Source organism: Stappia stellulata DSM 5886 (assembly GCF_000423705.1).
Lineage (GTDB): Bacteria > Pseudomonadota > Alphaproteobacteria > Rhizobiales > Stappiaceae > Stappia > Stappia stellulata.
Window position 1 is genome coordinate 275,669 of record NZ_AUIM01000004.1, and the last position, 19,615, is coordinate 295,283.

The 19,615-nt window shown below is 62.6% G+C and carries 19 protein-coding genes; 1 reads left to right on the forward strand and 18 read right to left on the reverse strand.

Features of this window, described 5'->3' with window-relative positions; genetic code table 11:
* Positions 1-15 precede the first annotated feature (15 nt).
* From G572_RS0101470 to G572_RS0101545, 16 genes are all read right to left on the reverse strand, one after another.
* The gene (locus G572_RS0101470; protein ID WP_029056963.1) at positions 16-1,278 is read right to left on the reverse strand and encodes a phage tail sheath C-terminal domain-containing protein; all 1,263 of its coding nucleotides are present in this window, start codon (positions 1,276-1,278) and stop codon (positions 16-18) included.
* A 143-nt stretch (positions 1,279-1,421) separates the two neighbouring features.
* Positions 1,422-1,988, reverse strand: a complete 567-nt coding sequence (locus G572_RS0101475) for a DUF4376 domain-containing protein (RefSeq protein WP_084649819.1) — start codon at positions 1,986-1,988, stop codon at positions 1,422-1,424.
* 15 nt (positions 1,989-2,003) lie between these two features.
* Positions 2,004-3,092 carry a phage tail fiber repeat family protein gene (locus G572_RS25275; protein WP_029056965.1) on the reverse strand — a complete coding sequence of 363 codons (1,089 nt, stop codon included), beginning with the start codon at positions 3,090-3,092 and terminating at the stop codon, positions 2,004-2,006.
* 9 nt (positions 3,093-3,101) lie between these two features.
* Positions 3,102-6,320: a DUF4815 domain-containing protein gene (locus tag G572_RS0101485; RefSeq protein WP_029056966.1), complete on the reverse strand. Its 3,219-nt coding sequence runs from the start codon at positions 6,318-6,320 to the stop codon at positions 3,102-3,104.
* Between the two features lie 7 nt (positions 6,321-6,327).
* Positions 6,328-7,470, reverse strand: a complete 1,143-nt coding sequence (locus G572_RS0101490) for a phage tail protein (protein WP_029056967.1) — start codon at positions 7,468-7,470, stop codon at positions 6,328-6,330.
* On the reverse strand, positions 7,467-8,315 hold the full coding sequence (locus tag G572_RS0101495; RefSeq protein WP_029056968.1) for a baseplate assembly protein: 849 nt from the start codon (positions 8,313-8,315) through the stop codon (positions 7,467-7,469). The genes G572_RS0101490 and G572_RS0101495 overlap by 4 nt, the downstream gene beginning before the upstream one ends.
* Positions 8,312-8,692 (reverse strand): GPW/gp25 family protein, encoded by a 381-nt coding sequence (locus tag G572_RS0101500; RefSeq protein WP_029056969.1) that lies wholly within the window; start codon positions 8,690-8,692, stop codon positions 8,312-8,314. Before G572_RS0101500 ends, G572_RS0101495 begins: the two co-directional genes overlap by 4 nt.
* A gap of 3 nt (positions 8,693-8,695) precedes the next feature.
* A complete protein-coding gene (locus G572_RS22035) occupies positions 8,696-8,893 on the reverse strand; it encodes a hypothetical protein (protein WP_037545042.1) in 198 nt (65 codons plus the stop codon).
* 22 nt (positions 8,894-8,915) lie between these two features.
* The gene (locus G572_RS25280) at positions 8,916-9,482 is read right to left on the reverse strand and encodes a hypothetical protein (RefSeq protein ID WP_051241443.1); all 567 of its coding nucleotides are present in this window, start codon (positions 9,480-9,482) and stop codon (positions 8,916-8,918) included.
* The gene (locus G572_RS22045) at positions 9,479-10,003 is read right to left on the reverse strand and encodes a hypothetical protein (protein ID WP_051241445.1); all 525 of its coding nucleotides are present in this window, start codon (positions 10,001-10,003) and stop codon (positions 9,479-9,481) included. The genes G572_RS25280 and G572_RS22045 overlap by 4 nt, the downstream gene beginning before the upstream one ends.
* The gene (locus tag G572_RS0101520; RefSeq protein ID WP_029056970.1) at positions 10,000-10,479 is read right to left on the reverse strand and encodes a phage virion morphogenesis protein; all 480 of its coding nucleotides are present in this window, start codon (positions 10,477-10,479) and stop codon (positions 10,000-10,002) included. The genes G572_RS22045 and G572_RS0101520 overlap by 4 nt, the downstream gene beginning before the upstream one ends.
* A complete protein-coding gene (locus tag G572_RS0101525; RefSeq protein WP_029056971.1) occupies positions 10,476-10,892 on the reverse strand; it encodes a gp436 family protein in 417 nt (138 codons plus the stop codon). The genes G572_RS0101520 and G572_RS0101525 overlap by 4 nt, the downstream gene beginning before the upstream one ends.
* A 34-nt stretch (positions 10,893-10,926) precedes the next feature.
* Entirely contained in the window at positions 10,927-11,304 is a 378-nt protein-coding gene (locus G572_RS0101530; RefSeq protein WP_029056972.1) for a hypothetical protein, read from the reverse strand.
* 70 nt (positions 11,305-11,374) lie between these two features.
* The gene (locus tag G572_RS0101535) at positions 11,375-12,274 is read right to left on the reverse strand and encodes a Mu-like prophage major head subunit gpT family protein (protein ID WP_029056973.1); all 900 of its coding nucleotides are present in this window, start codon (positions 12,272-12,274) and stop codon (positions 11,375-11,377) included.
* A 50-nt stretch (positions 12,275-12,324) separates the two neighbouring features.
* Positions 12,325-12,726 (reverse strand): hypothetical protein, encoded by a 402-nt coding sequence (locus tag G572_RS0101540; RefSeq protein WP_029056974.1) that lies wholly within the window; start codon positions 12,724-12,726, stop codon positions 12,325-12,327.
* Positions 12,727-12,782: 56 nt separating this feature from the next.
* A complete protein-coding gene (locus G572_RS0101545) occupies positions 12,783-13,793 on the reverse strand; it encodes a phage protease (RefSeq protein ID WP_029056975.1) in 1,011 nt (336 codons plus the stop codon).
* 437 nt (positions 13,794-14,230) lie between these two features.
* On the opposite strand from G572_RS0101545, the gene G572_RS0101550 reads away from it, so the two are divergent.
* Complete coding sequence (locus tag G572_RS0101550; RefSeq protein WP_156884448.1) at positions 14,231-14,770, forward strand: phosphoribosyltransferase; 540 nt, start codon at positions 14,231-14,233, stop codon at positions 14,768-14,770.
* On the opposite strand, the gene G572_RS25285 is transcribed toward G572_RS0101550, so the two are convergent.
* Both G572_RS25285 and G572_RS0101560 read right to left on the reverse strand, forming a co-directional pair.
* Entirely contained in the window at positions 14,767-15,684 is a 918-nt protein-coding gene (locus tag G572_RS25285) for a hypothetical protein (RefSeq protein ID WP_156884449.1), read from the reverse strand. The genes G572_RS0101550 and G572_RS25285 overlap by 4 nt on opposite strands.
* A gap of 94 nt (positions 15,685-15,778) precedes the next feature.
* A complete protein-coding gene (locus G572_RS0101560) occupies positions 15,779-19,309 on the reverse strand; it encodes a P-loop NTPase fold protein (RefSeq protein WP_169391272.1) in 3,531 nt (1,176 codons plus the stop codon).
* Positions 19,310-19,615: the final 306 nt, after the last annotated feature.

The following is a 19,615-nucleotide window of genomic DNA, read 5'->3' on the forward strand; positions in this document are numbered from 1 at the left end:
CCTTGTCCTTTCCTGTTACGCGGCTTCGCCGACGCGTTCGAACGAAACGGAAATGCGGCGTTCGATCTCATCCGCGAGCAGGTCGAAATAGACCTCGTTGCGGCGCGAGCCGAAGGTCAGATCCTCAAGCGGCGGGGCCTCTTCGGCGTCGAACTCGATGCGCAGCTTGCCGGAGCGAAGCAAGGCATTGGTGTTGACGTCCCGGTCCCAATAGACGGACCCGCCAAGGATCGCGCCGATCGCCTTCAGCTCGTCGAGGAACTGGTCCAGGCTTCGCATGATCGCGATGACGAGCTGCGGGCTCAGGTTCTGGTCGTTTGCCCAGCGGAAGGAGCGCGCGATGGTCTTCTCGATCAGGGCGCGCGTGCGCACCACATTGACGAACTGCCAGAGCGGATCGGTGGACGTCGTGCGATTGCCCCACAGGATGCGCCCGTTTGCGGCAAAAGTGCCGCCGGCGCCCTGCGACAGCCGCGCGGGAATGAAGGTGGCGATTCCGTTTTCGTTTAAGAGGTTCGCCTCGTGGTCGATCTCGCCGTCGTAGTAGGAGACAGGCCGGGCGATCCCGAGGATGCCGCCCGTTTCCTGGTTGGACGGCGACCAGTACGGTCCGCCCTTTTCCTTGTCGCGCTTGATGAAGAGCCCGGCCGCGAAGGGAGCCGCCGGCTTCACGACGACGCTTGCACCCGACGCGACCTTCACCATCGGATCGACCAGATAGGCGAAGCGGTCGGAGAAGTCGGCGCGGTAGGCAAGGCTTTCGTCGCGGTCCGGGCCGCCGGTGTCGAGGATGGCGATCACCTGAAGCTTCTTTGCGACCTGTTCCAGCGCGTCGGCGACCGGGTTCTTGGCGCTGGCGATCTGCCCGGCCGCGTATCCAGGTGCGATCAGGAGATCCGGCTCCACGCCGACATGCCCGAGCGCGTAGGTGAGCGCATGGGCTCCGGTTTGCGACGCGGCCGCGCCGACCATGTTCGCCCGCGTCGCATCGGGATCGACGCCTTCAGCGACACGCACCATGACGATGGAGCCTTCGATCCCTTGCGCCTTCACCGCGTTGATCACATCGAGCGCGGTTCCCGTCGCGCCAAGCAGGGCGATTTTCTCCGTTTCATGCGTGTAGAGATGAACCGGTTCGTCGAGGGGAAATGCCGTGTTGTCGGCATCGGGCGCGGTGACGAGCGCGCCAAGGGTCGACACGTCGGAGACGGCGATCGGGCGCGGGCTTTCGCCAAGCCGCAGAACGCGAGTGCCGTGATTGAAGGGAGCCGTGGGCATACGCTGATCCTCGTGTTCGGGGTCAGTGCAAACCTACGTTTCGGGGATGGAACCTCGCGCCCCTGACAGTGTCAGCAGCACGCCTCAAAGGGCTTTCGAACGCCGTTCACGCTGCCATGAAACGGGCGTTCGGGCAACGCGGGTCAGGCGCCGGCCACTTCTGCCGCAAACGCCGCCTCAACCTCTTCCGGCGTCGTCAAGGTGCCCGCATCGATCTGCGCGACTATCGCAGCTTGTGCGATGAACGCGCCGTTGATATGCGCCAAAACGGCATTCGACAAAGCGATGATGCCGGCGGCGTCGAGTTCGAACCTACCGTTGTTTGCGGACCAGACGGTGGTGAAATCAGGCATCTGTTCGGCGGCAACACGCGCCCCGAGCAGGTTCGTCCGTCCCTCCTGGTCGGTTGCGACGTCGATCACGTCCGATCCGACCGTGGCAGTCACGCCGCCCGTCTCGTGAGCGCGGCGGATTTCGGCAAGGTGAGCGTGGAGATCGACAGACGGCTCCACCCAAGACGAGGTCAGCCCTAGGTTGTCGGGGTCGACAACCCATGAGGACGCCGGCCCATCAGGGGCGGGTGCGACGAATGCGCCGGGGCGCCCGTACGCCTCTACATGCGCTTGGGCCTCGATTTCTGTCCCAAAGTTCATAAACTTCGAGATTAGGTTGGTTGTCGTGTCCCAAGAAATAACAGCAGTGTAGGCCATGTTTCGGCTCCGCAATCAGGTAAAGCAGGTGACTTGAATGCGACCCTCTACGCTTGGGTTTGCGCCCAGATAGACACGCACACGGTCCAAAACTCCACTTAGGGTCTTCTTACCATATGCGTTTGAGAATGTCGGACTTGGGCCGGCGTTGCTTACTTTCCCGTCCACCGTCCAAGTATTTCCCTCGTGTTTGGTCAGGGTAAGGAACCCCGCATGGTCGGCGTTCGCAAACGGCCAATGCGTTAGGTACAAGTAGAAAGATGAGCTGGTGCTGCCCAACGTCAATTCATTGCTTCCGTCGATTCCTTGGGCGACACACCGATAACCCGAGGTCTCAAAACCACCGGAGTCACCAAGCAAAAGATAGAACGCAGTGCTGGAGCCTATCTCGATCGCGTCAAATGTAATTCTGATCAGCTTCGCTTCGGCAGGAATTCCGGTGATGTCAACTCCCGTCGTACCGGCGGTGTCTTGCGCCGCAAGCACGGTGGCCCCATCGGGGGCGCTCTCCAGAGCATCAATCCGCCCCGTGTTGCTTGCCACGTCGGCATTGGTCCCGGCCAACGCTGCATCCAGTCCGCTAACCTCCGCAGTGGTATGCGTGTGACTGGTCGATGCCTTTCCGCCCAGTGCCGCCGTCATCGTCGCCGCGAAATTCGGATCGTCACCAAGCGCGGCCGCAAGTTCGTTGAGCGTGTCGAGTGTTGCGGGGGCGGCATCCGCAAGGGCTGCGATCGCCGCCGCGATTGCCGCGTCGACCTGTGCCTGCGTCATCGGCGCCGGCCCGATGCCGACGCCGCCGCCCGCCTGCGTCGTGAGCGGGCGGCCGGCTGGCGCACCGGTGATGTCGACATCCGTCAGATCGTTGATCGCGTGCGTGTGACCGGCCGCCGCCTTGTCATTCAGCGCCGCCTGGAGCCCGGTCACATCGCCGATGACGTGACCGTGCGAAGCAAGCGCCGCTTGCGACACCGAAATCAGCAGGGACGCCACGTCCCCGTCGATCGATTGCAGCGCCGAGACCAGCCGCTGGACGTCCGTATCCAGTTCGTTTTCCGGGTGCGGCAGTGGATAGCCGCGATTGGCTGTCGTTGGTGTGGGCATTCGCGCCTCCTAGATCGTCGCGACGCGCAGGTCGGCGAGCGAGGGCCGCGCCGCCGGCCCGCCGGTGAGCGTCAACCGGACACGGGTCTGCGCCCCCCACGTCGGTTGCGGATCGGCGACATCGATTTCGTGGGTGCGATCTACCCAGCCGGCCAGTTCCAGCGCCTCGGTTTCGTCGAGCGGGATCGCCTGCCAGGCGGAGGCCGCGTCCTGCAGCTCGACGGTGACAGTCGACCCGGCCGGCAGATTGGCCTTGAGCCAGACCGGCAAGCGCGTCGCGCCGTCGACGATGAATGCGCGGCTCACATAGGTCGCCGTGTCTCGCAGGCTGCCCGCGATGAGTTGCGCGCCGGGGAAGAGCGTCGGGCCCGCCGTCTCCGTACCAGTAAGAACGGCGCGCAAGGTCACCGTCTCGGTCAGGCGTTCGGTCAGTTCGACCACCTGATCCAGCACGAGCCGCAGGATCTCGCCGCCGGGCCGCACGACCTCGAAGACGACACGGCAGGCGGCGGTGGGCAAATCGACGGCTGCGCGGATCACCAGATCCGTGCAATCGACCAGGTCCACGGTGCCGAGCGCGACCGTCTTCGTCGTCGGCGCGAAGCGTGCGGCGTCGAGCGCGAAGGTCAGGTCCTCGTCCTGATGCGGCGTCCAGGTGCGGGCGTTCGACGACGACAGCATCACGCCAACCGAATAGGGCTGAGCCGCGACGCGTTCCTGCCGCGCCGCATCGAAATCGCCGACGGCAGCCGAGCTGATCGCATGTGCGTCATCGTCCGACTTGAGGACGAAGCAGACCTCACGGCCCGCCGGCAACCACACGGGCTCGGGGAGCGCGATCGTGTGCGGTTGCCCGATCACGACCGCCGACATCTCGACGAACGCCTGCGTCAGGATCTCAGCCGTCGGCAGGCCTTGAGCAACCGTGCGGATTTCCAGAAGGCATGGATTGGCCGCATCGCCCACCGCGCAGAAGGTGACGGTGACGCTCGCCAGATGCCGGCCCACGCCGCCGGGCAGGATGAAGGTCTGGGCAAGCGGGTCGACCGACCCGCCTTCCAGGTTCTGCGCCGATGCGTCTTGCTGTTGCGGGATCCACACCGGCGGATCGCTCCACCGGGTGACATTCGTCACCTGCCGCATGATGGTGATGTCGATGCGCCCCTGACCGACAAAGACCGCCGAGGCCGACGTGCCCGAGGCGCCGGTGGCGCGCACAAGCTTGCGACCCGCCGGATAGGTTTCCGCTGCGACCGCGATGGTGCCGGTCACCTCGCCATTCGCATCGGCAACGAGTGCCGGCGCCGGCGTCACGTCGATACCGTCGAAGGTGAGCGCGTCCAGGATCTCGCCGGCACCGAAACCCGACACCGTGAAGGCAATCGAGATCGGCCGCAGGAACTCGGCCAGTTCCTCGCGCTGATCGACCTCTTCCGCCTCCGTCGTGGTGCGCGCCCGATTGCCGGAGCCGAAGGTGCGCGTCGTGGCCGAGGCCCATTCCGTGCGGACCTCCGTCCAGAAGTCGGCAGCGGGGGTCAGTGACAACTCGGCCGGGATCGGGGTGAAATTCGCATACGGATTGACCAGCCGGCAGCGCGTCGAGAGCGGCTGCGAAACCACGGTCTCAGCCGTCCAGTCCAACATCACCGGTGCCGCGATCGGCAGGGAGAAGACGGTCGGGTCGATCGCCAACTGACACGACCCTTCGAAGACGGCTGCGTCCTGTGCGATGCCGCCGTCGCGATAGCGATCGGAGGTGAAGGGATCGACGAAGACGCCCCGCTTGGCGACCGGCTCGCGGCTGTCGATCTGGCGGCGCAAGCGCTCCAAGGCGACGAGATTGTAGAGATCGATCTGGCGGGCATAGAGCCGGTAAAGCCCCGCGACGGTGAGCGGGCGCACATCCGAGTTGATGATGGTCGGCGCGCCGGTCCAGGAGTTGACGACCTGGCACAACGCCAGATGCCGCTCCGGGACCGCCGGCGGCACCGCGCGCGAGCGGCTTGCAATGCCTTCGATGTAGACCACCCGGCCATCCGGATCGAGGCAAAGCCGGTCGATGCGCGGCAGCTTGTAATCATAGGTCAGCAGCACCTCGCCGCCGGTGACGCCACCGGCGAGCGTCACGCTTGTGTCAGTCGTCGAGACCGGCGCGACCGCGTCGCGGTAGCGGTATTTGACCGTGTAGCTCGAGCCCGGCGCCGGCTCCGCCCCGCCAGGCGTCCAGTCGACGCGGTCGGCGTTGAGCTGATAGTCGGCGCCTTCCACATAGGTCGTGCCGCCCTGGGCAACCTCGACCAGCGCCGTAACGCTCGTATTGGCAAGCGCGTCGATCGCGCCCGCGCTCGGGCCGTGCGTGACGGTCTCGGTCACTTCCTTGGTGACCAGCGCCGTCACCAAGTTGGCGAGCGGCGGGAAGCGCAACGCGAAGGTCGCCGTGCCCGTGCCCGCGTCATCGAAACTGTGCTGTTCCGCGTCCACGCGCTCGACGTCGAAGCGTTCCTCGACCGCAAGACGCAAGCTCGCCGTGCGCTGGAACTTGACGCCGTCGACATTGGCGACGCCGGCCTCGATCACAAAGACCTGGTCAAGGCCGACCATCCCGAGCGCCGCGACACGGCAGCCGTCGACGATGTAGGAGCCGTTGACGTCGCGGTCATAGGCCGCGATCGCCTGAACGGTCTCGGAGAGATCCGACGGCGGCGTCTGGTCGAGCGCCACGCCGTTCTGGAGGCGATAGACAGGGTACAGCTCGCCCGGTTCTCCGTCACCGGCAAAGCCCCATTGAAGCGTCTCGACGATGCGCGCGGCGCCGGCTTCGCCTTCCGCCGCCGTGCCCGGCGCCAGGCCGAGCAGGTCGGGGTCCTCGATCTCGGTCACCACGTCCTGGACAAGGCGGACGCCGATCACGACGTCGCCGGCCATCGGCACGCCGACGAGCGTCGCCTCATCGACCGGGCGCACGTCGCCGGCGGCAAACACTCGGCCCGCCTCCAGAAACACCGACCCGGCCGCTTCATTGACGAGAATTGCACCGCCGTCGATCCGGTCGCCGTCGCGCGCCGACAGCTCGCCGACCCGCTTGATCCGGCCGCGCAAAACGGACTGCGCTTCGTTCAGCTCGGCGCCCTGCAGGAAGTGGCCCTCGCGGAACACCACGTCGGTGACGTCCGGCTTGGCCGGCGTGCGGTCGAAGGCGTCCGCGATCAAAGTGTGTTCGAAGGCCATTCGATCCTCATTCGAAATCGAGAAGGAAGGTGACGCGCTCGCGGACCGTCCGCCCGAGCGCAATCGAGACTGGTGTGCGCGCGACCGCCGCCTGCGGCGTCACGAGATCCGCCGCGTCGATCCACAACGCGCCGGGCTTTGCCGGGTTCGTATGATGCGCGCCGCACAGGATACCGACCTCGGCCACCTGTTCGCCGGCAGCATCGCCGAAGCCGGTCAAGGCTTCGACATAGACGCGGTCGCCGCCAGTGGTCGGCGCAAGGCTCTCGCCACCGAGGCGGAAGATCTCGCTCGCGGCCGGCACGACGCCGACCTGCGCAATCGCCTTGGCCCGGCGCGCACCGATCAGCGACGCATCGCCGCGCCAGAAGCCAACATAGGCGCCGAAGGCCGCCAACGTCTGTGCCATCTGAGCGTTGCGGGTTCCCGGCGATCCAAGCTCCGCCCAGGTCTGCGTGATCTCGGACCATGGCGTCTGGATATCGGCCCATCGCAGGCCCGACGATCCGTCGCCGGGGATCCAGATCCCGAGCGCTGTCAGCTCCGCCTCGCTCAAGGTGACGGCGAACGGATAGCTGCGCCCATAAGACCATTTCGGCCCGTCCAGCCCTCCGGTCTCCGGGAGATGCACGCCGCTGTCGTCGCCGAGAATGCACGCGCTTGTCCGCGTCCAGGACGCCTCGACGGCCGGAATGTCATAGCCGTGCACGCCGCGCCGGAACTGCGAACGCGCCGGCTGCGACAGCCGTGCCACGCCGTCGATCGGCACAAGGTCCGCCTCGTCGTCACGCACCCGGTCGAAGGTGAGCTGATAATCCGCCCAGGCGAGCCGTCGCGCGGGCGGGTCGACGATCTCAGCCGAGTAACCGACAAAGCCGAGCCCCATTGCCATGCCGGCATGCGTGCCGCGCAACCGCTCCCACCGAATGCCGTCGTCTAGCAGGTCGTAGAGGTTCGGAACGTATGGGCTGAGCGGCCCGAGGCCGTATTCATAGGTGAGCCAGGGTGCGAGCGCCGGTTGCGGGTTTACGATCTTCCAGCCCGCGATGGCATCCGCCGCCTGCTCAAGGCCGGCAATCGCGCCGGCGCCGGTCAGGTCGAGCGCGCGCTCAAGCGGCGTTGAGTTGGAGGGAACCAGCGTCGTCGTCATCGCCCGCGGCCTCCGTCCTCGATCGTGATCGACTGGAGCGCGATTGCCTCGGTCGGCGCGGCGACGACGTCCTCCGCCGGAGCGACCACCTCGACGCGGCTCACGCCGGGTCGCATGGCCCGCGCGACCAGCCAGGAAGCCGTGAGATCCAGCCCAAGCAGCGCTTCCGCCGTCCAGGCCTCCTGGAGGATCGTCGGCAGATCATCGAGCACGGACTGCGGCGCATCCGGCGCAAGCCGAACCCGCAAGGTCACATCGACGAACTTGCGAACCGCCGAGGCAACCTCGAAACGATCAGAGACCACCCGCACGGACGGCGCTTCAAGCGCCGCGCGCACCGTGTCGAGCAGGCCTTGATCGGCAACGCCGTCGGCTTCGGTCGACAGAACTGCGATCCGCACGGTCGGGTCGCGGCCGTCTCGCCAGATCGCGACATTGCGCACGCGCACGTCCGCCGCCATCGCAACGGCCTTGTAACGCTCGGCCGGGCCACCGGCGGAGCGACCGAGGATCGTCAGCCGCACCCGCTCGCGCAGCCGCGCATCATCCTCGCCGACAAGCCGCGCCACATCGTAGAAGGCGGCCAGGTGGTCGAGATCGGAGTTGCGCGCGAACGCGAGCAGATTGGCGCGGGCCGCATCGTTGATCCGCCCGCGCAGGAGCAATTCGCGATAGGCAAAGGCCTGGCAGATGATCGTCACCGGATCGGTTTCCAGTCCGCCGACGTTCCAGGTGATGCCGACCTCGGCAAGACGGGCCCGCGCGTCCTCGACGAGCGCTCCCAGCAGCGCCTCATAGTCCAGCTCTTCAATAATCGCCGGGGCGGGAAGCTGCGGGATCGTCATGCGGCCCCCACCAGAACGTCGGCGACACGATCCTCGCGAAGGCTGTAGTCGCCAAGATGACCGGCCGGATAGAAGACGCCATCAAGCCTGAAGACGAAGCGTCCGGACCGCCCGCCTTCGATCATGTCGATCGTGCGCAGGCGGAAGCCGGGTTCCCCGTTGCGCGGGTCTTCAAGCGCATCGGCGATCGCCACATAAAGCTCCAGGAGCGTGCGCGGATTGGCTGGCGCGTCCTGAAGCTCGGGCACGCGGGAGCCGAAGTCCCGCCGCATGATGCGGGTGCCGACGCGGGTCGTGATGACCTTGCCGATCGACTGGACGCAATGGTCCCAGCCGGTCAACACGCGTCCCGTCCTGGCGTCGACCCCGGTGCGCATGGGTCAGCCCTTCGCCTTCGCTGCCGGCTTGTCGGCGTCGACGGGTTTGGCCTTGTCGGCGGCCGGGTCCTCCAGCTCGCCGGCGATCACCGCATATTGCGCCTGTTCCTCGGTGAGCTTGATCGTCTTGCCCTTGCCGGGGTTGCGCACGCCGGCGACCCAGGGGCCGGCGGCTTCGAGAACGCGGTAGGATTTCTGCATGTCGGGTCTCCTGTGGATGGGGTCAGACGAGCACGTCGTCGGCGCCTTCGATCGCGCGGTGGCCGGCTTCGTCGCGGGCGTCGACGTGGTGAACCTTGCGGGTGCCGTTGTTGAGCCGGGTGCGCGCGGTGGTCACCAGCTCGTCGGCGGTGATGCGCAAGGCCGCCCCGCCGATCCCGATCTCGATCGCATTGCGGGTGATCTCGATACGGGCATCGCCGTGCTTGATGACGAACCGCTGGTCATCGTCGGTCGGCCGGGGGTTATCCGTCGTGTAGCCATCGCGCACGGCCAGCGATTGCGGCCCGACTTCGCCGTGTGGTGAGAGAAGCCGCATGGTCTCGCCGACGGCGACCGGCACATGGGTGGAATAACCGCCGACGCCGTCGCCGGCGCTTTCCTGCACCTGCACCCAGGGCGACAAGAACGGCTTGCCGGTGCGGCTGTCCGCCGGCATCAACTCCAGCCGCACCTTGTTGCCCTTGATCTCCACGACCTTGCCGGTCATGTGGCTCGCGGCGACCCTGCGGTTCAGCGCGTCGACCGACTTGCGCAGGGTTCGGATCTCGCGGGCGACGGTCGGGATCACGGCGCGACCTCCGCATCCGGAACGAAGGCCTCGCCGTTCACCTCGAAGATGAGGTCTATGGTCGGCGAATTGGCGAAGACGCCAGCGGTCGCGTTGCGCAGAACCTGCGTCCATTCGACCGCAACCACGGAAACGCCGCGCCGGTCCATCTTGCCGCTCAAAACGGGCGCGATCCGCAGCTTGGAGGGCGCACCGATGCTGTCCAGGCCGAAGCGCTGGCGCGGTGACAGAATGGCGAGAACGGCCTCGGCCATCGCCCAGGCATCATTGTCGCGCGCAGGCTCTGAGCCTTGCACGATTGCGAAGGCCGCGCATTCCAGCGGAAGGTCATAAGATCCGTCGGCGTTCGACTGGACGGGTGCGCGCAGGACGCCAATGCGCAGGCCCGGCGTGCGGATCGAATTGCGCTCCAGCTCGTCGAGATCGAAGCGGCCGAGCTGCAGTTCGCAGCTTTTAAGGGTCGGCAAAGCGGTCTTGAAGTTGGTTTCAACGGCGCTTCGAAAGGCGTTGATCCGGCTCATTGCAGCACGCTCCCGAGCCAATCACGCACCGCCGCCTCGATGTCGGCGCGGTTCTCGGCCGAAAGACCCATCCATGTACGTGCCGGCATGGTGACCGCGCGGGCAAAGACGGCGGCGTCGCCGACCATGAAGCGGAGCGTCTTGCCCTTCTTCGGCTTGATCGTGCCGCCTTCCTGGTGGATGCGGGCATAGATGAGACCTGAGCCGATCGTGACGCCATGGCTTGAGGCGACGTAGTCGACGGAGCGCGACAGGTGACCCTCGGCATAAAGGATCGAGGTCCCGGCGCGGTTCGGTTTCCAGGGCGTTCCGTCCGGCGCGGTCTTTTCCTCTTCGATGCGGCGCCGGGTCTGTTCCTGAACAAGCCGGCCGATGCCGTCGGCAAGCTCGTCCTTGGGCGCGTCGGCAAGCCCTTCGATTTGCACCAGGCGCGCGGCAAGATCGCTGTCATCGATGCGGATCGCGATACCGGTCATGACCGCCCCCGGCCGAAGATACGCGGTTCGGCGAAGAAGGCGGCGCCGCTGTCGCTGGATGTTCCATCGACCGAGATCTTCGGCTCGGCCGATCCAAGGCCGGCCTTGCCCTCGGCGATGCGCTTCAGGAGATCGACCGCATCCTTGTATCGATCCTCGATCGTGGTCGTGAGCGCGGCATGGCGGTTCGCCAGGACATAGACCGCGATATTGGCGCAAGGCGAAATCAGAACGTCCGGACGCGTGGCAAGCGGCAGCTCATAGCGCGCCGAGATATGCGCATCGATCTCGCGGGCCGCAAACTCAAGGGCGCGCGTGATCGCCGCCGCCGGATCGACATCCTCGGGCAGGATGTCCGCGAGAAAGTCCGCGCCCCAGATCTCTTCGATGTCGGCTTGGCTGGCGTAGATCACGATGCGCTCCGGGGTGGCGGTTGACGGGCCGGCCTTAGTCGGCCGGCTGGATCTTCACGGTGAGTGCGGGGTCGCCTTCGATCGCGACGCGGTCCGGGTCGCTCAGATCGGCGAGCGGTATTTCGGTCGGTTCCTTGCCGAAGGCCCGTCCCGCCCGGCGGCGCGGCCGGCGCGCGGTCACCACCAGAACCTCGCCACAATCGGACGGCGGTTCCGACTTGCCGGCGTCGGGCTTCGGCGCGGATTTGGCGGATGCCTTCGGCTTTGCGGCTTTCGCGGCGGGCTTGGATTTGTCGGCCGCCTGGGGCTTGTCGGCCGCCTTGGGATCGTTGGCGGCTTGCGGCTCGGCCGCGTTCGGCTGTGCCGGTTCGGAGGTTTCGGATGCGGCGGGCGACGGTGTTGCGGGGGGCATGGCGGCCTCCTGTGAGCAGGATCGGGATCAGGGCGAGGAGAAACGGGCGCGGCCGGCGCGCCCGTCAGGCTCAGGCGAGATGCGGGATCTCGATGATCTGGAGCAGGTTCCGGTCGGTGTTGGTCTCACCGTTCGCCAGGCGTTCGGCGAGGATCAGGTCGCGAGCAGCATCGGCATGGGTGCTGCCGACGACGATCACATTCGGCTTCACGCCGAGCGGCCGGCCCGCCTCGTTCTTCAGGTCCATCATGGCCCGGCGAGCGGCGCGCAGGTTTTCCTTGGTGAGGTCGGCTTTCGACGCATGGGCCATCTGCCAGAACCCGAAGCCGGCCGCCGCGCGTCCATCAACGCCATAGGTGAACTTGTCCTGGTCGAACACGCGGTCGGAGGTCTTTGGATCGTCCTTGCGCACGAAGCGGTAGTCCCGGCGCTTCTGGTAGATCAGCGGCTTCAAGGCGCGGGTCGTGTCCATCAGGTACCAGGGCACGCCCGCGCCGGCCTGCATGTTGGAAACCGACACTTCCTTGCGCGTTTCCGGGTCGATCACCGGGTGATCGGTGTCGAAGAAGGGCTGCCCGTCGTAGCACTCCGCCTCGAAGGCCTGGTCGAGCATTTCGAAGACGAGCTCGTCCGGATGCGCTGCGGCAGAACGGCCCATTTCGGTGAAGAGCGGCGAATAGATCCCGATCTGGTCGTCGGAAATATCGTCCGCCTCGACCTCGACCGTGCCCTCGAACTTGCGGTTCACGATCGTGTAGCGGTGCGTTGCCATCGTTTCGTAGACGCGCGAGCCGATCCATTCCCGCAGCTTCGGGAATTTGCCAAGCCAGGCATAGGAATTTTCGCGGGTCGACGACGGGATCATGGTCGCCAGTTGCGGCCAGTGCGGCTTCACCTCGGCAAAGCCGTTCTGATAGGCGCGGGAGAACCCGCGAAAGAGATCGTCGAGGGATTGCTGGTTGATGAGCATCGGATGCGGTCCTTGCGGAAGAAGGGAAACTCGGGCGGCGCGGCCGGGCGCTAGACCTCGACCCAGACGCCGGCGGGGTCGACGGCGACAACGCGGCCGGCGGACGAACGTGTGCCCGTGCCGTCGGTCCTGGCGACCGTCTCGTCGTCGACGATGAAGCAGGTCGTGCCGACGTCGGCCTGGCCGACCGGATCGGCGTCGAGATTGTCGAACTGGAAAGCGCGTTTGCGCAGGATCTCGATCCGGGCTTCGCCAGCAGCACCTTCGGTGTTGTCGACAGTGCGCTCCGCGCGCCCCAGCGCGATCAACCCGGTTGCCGTGCGCCCCGGCCTGGCGAACCCGGCCTCCAGCACGACGAGCGATCCGGCGAGGATCTTCACACCGGCCGCGACCGGGTGGCTTTCGCGCTCGGGCAGGCGCATGCGGGTCTGACGTTCCTTGATGAGGGCCATGAGGTGGATCTCCGGTCGGGCGCGGCGCGCCGTGGGTCAAAGGGCTGCGGCGCGCCTCAGGCGGTCGCGGCGTAGTCCTCGTCGGACAAGCCGAGCTTTGAGGCGATGCTGCGCTGCTGATCGGTCAACGCGGACTTGCCGGCGGCCAGGTCCTTGTCGTCGAGATCGGACGGCTTGCCGATCACCGGCAGGGTTCCGACCAGATCCTTGAACCGGTCGAGACCGCCCTCCTGGGCGCAAAGTGCGCGGTAGTGATCGCGCGAGGCCGGGGCGATCTTGCCGGCTTTCACGGCGTCCTCGATTGCCGCATTCACGTCCGCCTCGCGGATCTTCCGTTGTTCGGCTGCAAGCGCCGTCTCGGCCGTATCGGCGCGGGCGATCGCCTGGTCGTAGTCGGCGCGCGGAACGAAACGCTCCATGTCCGGCGCCTGGGCGGCGGCAACCGCCGTCTGGTGTTCGGTCTTGAGGCGTTCGACGGCGGCGAGGATGTTGTCGATCGAAGCGCCGGCATCGAGGCCGAGCGCGCGGCAAAGGGCTGTGAGGTCCATGGGGGTCTCCGGGAGGTTGGAGGGAGCATCTGTTGAAGCATCAGGGGAAGCGGGATCTTCGGCGCGCGAGAGCGCGGCCATGCGCAGCGCCGGGCGGTTGACCAGGCCGGCACCGGCAAGGCGGAGGATGTCGCCGGTCTTGGAGTGAAGGAACTCGGGCGACAAAAAGCGGTACTCGCGCGCCACGATCATGGCGGCGGCCTTGTCGGTCCACTCGACCGCGCCCCAAAGCGCGCCGTCGCGGATCTCCATCGCGGTGATCCAGCCGGCTGCCGGCGCGGTCTCGCCTTTCGGCGCGCGGTGCGCCTGGCTGTGTTCATAGTCGATGGGAAGCGGCGCGCCGTTGGCCTCAAAGGCCGCGATCACCGACGCGGGATCGGACAGGCGCCAGCGCCGGCCGTCGCGGGCAACCAGCTCCGGCCCGGCCGGAAAGAGCTGCACCCATGCGGGCGCCGCCGATCCGGTCTCGGAGGCGATGGCGGTTGTCGAAAAAAGGGCGGTTGCGGTTCGCGTTGTCATGGGCGACAACGTGCAGGACGCACCGCACACCCGCGCCCCTGACAGTGTCAGGCGGATGAGTGCCAGGACCGGCGATCAAATCCGGTCGAAAACGTCACTTCCCGGCTTCACCACCCGCACGATGCAAACCGCACCCGCGCCCCGGCGACAGCTTCGCCGTTAAAGGGGGTTTAAAGGGGGTAGGACGCGCGTTTGGGGGTGGCGGCGGGGATTGAGGCGGAGCACAACCGGAAGCGCCTCATGAAGCGAAATCGACGGAGGTTCAGAGCGTTGGTGAGTTGGCGATACGATATGCAGGAATTTGTCAGCCGCTAGGAGTTGGAGTGTCTAGCAACCCCAGGGAGATTCAAGACTTATACCACCGCCCGGCGCGAGGGATGGCCATTTCGCCTGAGCCAGATAGTCTCTTCAATGTGAGATATCCAGGGTAGAGACACATGACAGTCAGTTCTATTGAGTTGCCAACCGGAGAGACCGTTACCGTTTTTCACGTCACGGAGGGGACAGGAACTGCCGGGATATATTTCAATGTAATGCGAACTAAAAACAATTATGTGCCTTCGGTGCAGGTGAATTACCATGCGTTGATCCCGAAGTTTCAGACCGTTCTGGTGCAACAAATCGAGGCGAGTGGCTTTTGCTTCGATGCAATCGTCTGCCCGCCAAGTTCCAGAAACGATTTGCAGCCATATCGTGATGCGATCCTCGGCAAATGGCCCGTCCGCGATTTCACCGAGACGTTCACCCGCAAGGGTGAGATCAAGGCGCAAAACAGTGAGACGACCGTCGATGATCTGGTCGAGCGCGAGTTTGTGCATTCGCCGAACGGCTACGAACCCTCGATCAAATCGATACTCATCGTCGACGAAACCATAGTAACAGGAAAGTCCGCTGCGGCGTTGATCAAGCTGCTGCGCCGCGCTGGGATGCCCGCCGATTCGCGAGTTGCGATTGCCGTCTGTTCGAAGATGAACTAGCGGAGGTTTCGCGCCACTTCGCTCAATAGGACATCGAAGTTTTGCCTAAAGTCGACTTGTGTCGGCGTAGGAACATTCTCCCTCGCTCGGATGTGTGTGTGCAATGCACCATCCGCGATGTGGCGGAGCGACGTTTCGATTTGCTGGAGCGAGCCCTTTATCGATTTGGAGCTGTTACTTGCAACCTGACTGAAACTATTGCGACCGAAAATGGGTGGCACGTGGTCTACGATCGCGCGGGCAAGCATGGCCGTCGAAATCGTCCTGCCGGAACGCCAAGCATCGTTGAGCTCTTCACACATTCTTAGGAGACGAGACAAATCGAATTGATCGCTCTCGATGGCTCGGAGCTCCGCAATCCTTGCGGAATCTACAAAGTTGTCGCCCGAATAGCGACGTGCTGACGGGCGCTCCGTGGCCTCCAAGTGATCCCAAGCCGCACCGGTCAATCGATAGTTGTCGTCGGGCACGAACTCGATCAGTCCTTTTTTTTCGGCATCATCAATCAGGTTGCTCGCCGCATCTGGGGATGCAGCGCCTATGATGGAGCAGATGTCGGTTCCTGAGAATGCTATGGCTTTGAAGTGATCTTCACCGGCCTGTTCTGCCATCCAACGTAACAGGTTTTCTCGCTGCTGTTTCGGCGATGGCAGTTTCTGCGCTACCATGTCGTCGATCATATTTGAATGGATTTCCAGCCACTCGTCCTCGGAAGAATGTAGACGGATGTAGTGACTGACCTTGGCTACAACGAGTTCATTGACGGCGCCGTTCGACTCGTGGAAACGACCTCTAAGCACTGCCACTGCACTGCCGGTGATCATGAAGGGGCCGCATCGGTTGCATCGAAACTGCCGCATGTCACCGCGCCTACCCGCCTCGGCGCTGCTGCCGCACACATCACATTTGGCCATCGCCGTCTCTCCGCCACAAGATCCGAATCCGTCTAGTACAGATTTCGAAATCATAATTCCCGCACGCCCAGTTCGACTGCTCGGCCGGTATCATTTACTGTTCGGGCTGGTCTCCTTCGGAATTTTCTGACTGGGAGCATGAGAGAGCAAGAATTTCACGTATACGCTGGCGCACGCTATCACTCTCCTCGTCCTCATCGGAAGAAGTACGGCTTTCGAGATGGTCACAAAGTTCTCCGATAATTGAAGGTTCCTCTACTCCCTTCAGCACCTGCCGCATCTGTCGTTCGTTGTCTTTCAAGAAATCAAGTGCTGTGGCTGATCCGTTCAGCGCTGCTTCCACCGAAGGCAGTATGATCTTTCGGGCAGCAACATCGGAGCGCTTTGTTAGTGGAAGTTGTGCAAGCAGCTCGGAATAGCAGGTGAGCGCAACGTCTATACCCGCGGATGTGACAACCGTGTTGTCCAGAAGGTCCAGCACATCTTTCGCCAAGCCTGCTCTTGAATTGACTGGAACAGCACGCCAGACGGAATCAAAGTCTTTTCGCGACGGTCTTTCGCCGGACAGCATGCCCAGGACATGATCCTTGATAGCTGTTTTTATTTTGTCCGGTGGAAGGGTTAGCTTGGCGTCTATTACACGTTGGCGCAAGACATCAACGAGACGCGTCTCATCGAGCAGCGATTGCGTCAATGTGTCGGCGTCTTGATCGACTAGCCATTTATCGATCGTGGTATACATGGCCTGCCAACCCTGTTCCTGGCGCTTGGCATTGTCGGCGATCAGGGAAAGCGGAAGATCCGGGGGTGCCAACGATGTCCATTCCTCGGTTTTTCTCACGATGCCGGTACGTGCTCGGAGAGCTTCCATATCTTCACCCAGCAGCTCTTTGAGAAACTCATAGTGTGTTGCTAGGGCCGAAGGCGGAGGTGGTGCGAAATCGTTGCGTTGTATGACTTTCAGAATGGCGTTCTGAACGAGACGGGTCTCGCGGGGGGCGGCCGCCGCCCAGTCGATCCAAGCCTCAAGCGTATCACCGTCTCGGATCAACTCGGATAGTTTGCTGACAGACCCGTCACCAATCTCTGCGTCCCGTATAGCCTTATTCACCCAATCTCGTTGCGCATTGAGGTCACCGAAGGCGTGAGCCTGAAGATTGGTTACTTCCGGCGCCTTTCCCTCTGTTTCACCCAGAATCAACCAAAAGGCCGCTGCCAGCCCTTCATCCACTCGGTCATTTTTTGAGTTACGAATAGCTTCAATATGATGGTAGAGGGCGCCATCACTAACCAAGTCTTGGCGTGCCGTCGTCAACGCACTGGTCATTGTACTATCTGTTATAAGCTTATTATAGGACTTTAGCATGATGATAAGGTCGTCGATATCTTCGACCTTTGTTTCCTGTAAATGAGCACTCAAGGCTCCTGCAAATGTGGCCGCCTGTCCTTTTCCTAACAGCGCGCGCAGCTCGGGCCAAGCATAGTAAAACTCCTCAGGATTTTCGATAAGCCTTGAATCCAACGCTCCGTTTAGGTCCTTTGTTTTCGGTCGATTCTTGAAGTTTGCTAGGCGTAGACCCGTTAGGTCTGCATCGAATGCGACGCCGATGAGAAATTCGTCGCTTTCGGGGAATTCAATATTTGAAATCAGTTCCAGTGCTTCATCCTCGCCGTATTCCGTCACGAGCACCTTGTGCATCTTGCCGACGAAGGAGATCCAATCGCGACCGTGAGAGAAACCGCGTTCCTCTCTCTTGGGCAAAGAGCGCTGCAGCCACGCGGCCAGTGCCAGCGTCCATTGACGCCCTTCGCTGCGATCGCACAGCTCATACAGTCTCAACAAGTCTTCCTGCTCGCTCCAAGAAGCAGGAGAGACGGCAACTAGTTCTCCCAGCGCTCCCAGCAAGGCCCGCTTACTTTCAAGCCTGTTGGAGGGGCTCGCATTGAGGTTTGAGAGGTTGCGAACCGCATTTCTGAACTGTGTCGCGGATGTACTCGCCCAGATCTTCGCTTTGTCTCTGTAGACGTCTGGCAAGATTGTATCCCAGCCAGGCGAGTCCATGATCGCGTTTACCTCATCCTCGGGTGTGATGCCTGTGAATAGCAATTCAATTCGACCGTCTAAGAGCACCTGCAGAGCAAGGTCGGGATCTACATTATAGGCTAGCGCCGCCAGATGCTTGAATAGGTCTGGGTCATCGGCCAGGTCGCGTTGTCGCTCATCAATTTCGTCGGGCCGGCGAAGCGATGTCGGATCAACTGAAAGCTTTTCACGATTTGCCATGAAAAGCGCGATCGTGGGTATGGGAATGCGCCCTTCCCATTGTTCCCACAGGCCTGTTACCGCGTTGATGAACGCGATGATCTGGCGGGGAGTGGACAACGATCCCTGACAAGAAATGTCAAAAATTTTGTACGCTCGATAACCGACCTCTTTATCGATTTGATCGTCAAGGGCTTCCAACAGTTTCAGGGCAAAGAAAGCAGACGCATCGGAGATAACAGGTGCTGCTACAAACAGGATGGCGTCGAACGACTTGCGCAGGAGGTCTTCCTGAACTTTCTTGTCAGCGTCGGTCGTGATTGCAGTTAGGTCGGTCGTGATCGCAGTTAGGATGTGCTGACGATCGTAGGGAATAATCAACGTGACCTTTCTCTCAGTGCCATCACTGGCGCGGTCCGCCGAGACGATTGCGCGAATGTTCGCCCACGCGTCCTGTATTCCGTCGTTCGGAAGACGATCAACATTGTCAAACACGATGATGATGCGCCGCTCTTTTGTCTGATAACCCCCGATAATGTCCTTGAAAGTCTTCTCGAACTCGTGCTGCGAGGGATCAATTTCGCGAATGCGTTGCTCAAGATGCGTGGTTTCCGCATCTTTCGAGAAAAAGGAAAGCGTACGCGAGATCGCGGCGAGCATCGACATGTTTTCCCCTCTCTGAGGACGCGGCTCGTCGTTCCACCATCGCTTGATCAGGTAATATGGACCCCGGTATCCGTTCCCATTCCACCACATGTAGACGATGTGAACTGTGATCAAGGCCGCCATGATGCAGACGCCGTACCTCGCGAATACTCCATAGCCACTCGCGATGGCGCTCTTGTTGGAGAATGCAAAGGGGCTGAGCCACATATATATAAGTGGCAGAAGGAGTATGAAAATAAGAACGATGAGACCAAAAAAAGTAAACGTTTTTTCGTTGCTTGTTCGCGTATTGATAGTTCGATTTGTGATTTGATCGTAGATTTTATTCAGAGATTGACGGTCACTTTGCGGCTGAGATTTTAGCCACGCGATCAGTTGCTCCAGAAACGTTCGTCGGAAGTTGCCGGTCTGGTGTGCCCACAGATCATACGTAAAGATGTGATATGCACGATTGTTCGAATTCTTCTTCTGCTGATGAGCCTCAATTTCAAGCGTCTTCTTTGCCATCTCAACGATAGAGGACTTGCCCGATCCCCAGCGGCCCTCAAGGCCGATCGCACGTGTTTCGCCATCAAATTCGCGGATTAATCGTGCGAGGCCGTTAGCTGTTCTAGCATGCCCACCACCGGTAAATGCATCTGTCTCAGCCGGTCGATCGTATATAATCTGTCGCTTGACAGTTTTCCCTTTTGACACGGCTCCAACCTTCCCCGAAGTTTCTCTAATCTTCTTAAGTATCCAGATATTCTATAGGCAAAAGCATCACTTGGCATGAAAAGCCGGTTGACGCTCCTCGAGTAGCTCTGAGCCTGTTCGATGACTTTAGCTTATGCCAACACATACAACGGCATCAACCCGGTCGCCATTTTCCAGCGGGCGCGAATGTAAGATCAGATTAAAGGGAAGCTTCCGGTATTAGTAGTCTGACCACGGAACGGCGGCGTTGGGGGCGGGAAGCAGACGTAAGATTGTAGGTTGCCTATCAGTCGTTGATCTCCCTTT

Bases quoted from the DNA above. Each gene is read 5' to 3' on its own strand.
- G572_RS0101470 (WP_029056963.1), bottom strand. From the start codon at position 1,278: ATGCCCACGGCTCCCTTCAATCACGGCACTCGCGTTCTGCGGCTTGGC.
- G572_RS0101475 (WP_084649819.1), bottom strand. From the start codon at position 1,988: ATGGCCTACACTGCTGTTATTTCTTGGGACACGACAACCAACCTAATC.
- G572_RS25275 (WP_029056965.1), bottom strand. From the start codon at position 3,092: ATGCCCACACCAACGACAGCCAATCGCGGCTATCCACTGCCGCACCCG.
- G572_RS0101485 (WP_029056966.1), bottom strand. From the start codon at position 6,320: ATGGCCTTCGAACACACTTTGATCGCGGACGCCTTCGACCGCACGCCG.
- G572_RS0101490 (WP_029056967.1), bottom strand. From the start codon at position 7,470: ATGACGACGACGCTGGTTCCCTCCAACTCAACGCCGCTTGAGCGCGCG.
- G572_RS0101495 (WP_029056968.1), bottom strand. From the start codon at position 8,315: ATGACGATCCCGCAGCTTCCCGCCCCGGCGATTATTGAAGAGCTGGAC.
- G572_RS0101500 (WP_029056969.1), bottom strand. From the start codon at position 8,692: ATGCGCACCGGGGTCGACGCCAGGACGGGACGCGTGTTGACCGGCTGG.
- G572_RS22035 (WP_037545042.1), bottom strand. From the start codon at position 8,893: ATGCAGAAATCCTACCGCGTTCTCGAAGCCGCCGGCCCCTGGGTCGCC.
- G572_RS22045 (WP_051241445.1), bottom strand. From the start codon at position 10,003: ATGAGCCGGATCAACGCCTTTCGAAGCGCCGTTGAAACCAACTTCAAG.
- G572_RS0101520 (WP_029056970.1), bottom strand. From the start codon at position 10,479: ATGACCGGTATCGCGATCCGCATCGATGACAGCGATCTTGCCGCGCGC.
- G572_RS0101530 (WP_029056972.1), bottom strand. From the start codon at position 11,304: ATGCCCCCCGCAACACCGTCGCCCGCCGCATCCGAAACCTCCGAACCG.
- G572_RS0101535 (WP_029056973.1), bottom strand. From the start codon at position 12,274: ATGCTCATCAACCAGCAATCCCTCGACGATCTCTTTCGCGGGTTCTCC.
- G572_RS0101540 (WP_029056974.1), bottom strand. From the start codon at position 12,726: ATGGCCCTCATCAAGGAACGTCAGACCCGCATGCGCCTGCCCGAGCGC.
- G572_RS0101545 (WP_029056975.1), bottom strand. From the start codon at position 13,793: ATGACAACGCGAACCGCAACCGCCCTTTTTTCGACAACCGCCATCGCC.
- G572_RS0101550 (WP_156884448.1), top strand. From the start codon at position 14,231: ATGACAGTCAGTTCTATTGAGTTGCCAACCGGAGAGACCGTTACCGTT.
- G572_RS25285 (WP_156884449.1), bottom strand. From the start codon at position 15,684: ATGGCCAAATGTGATGTGTGCGGCAGCAGCGCCGAGGCGGGTAGGCGC.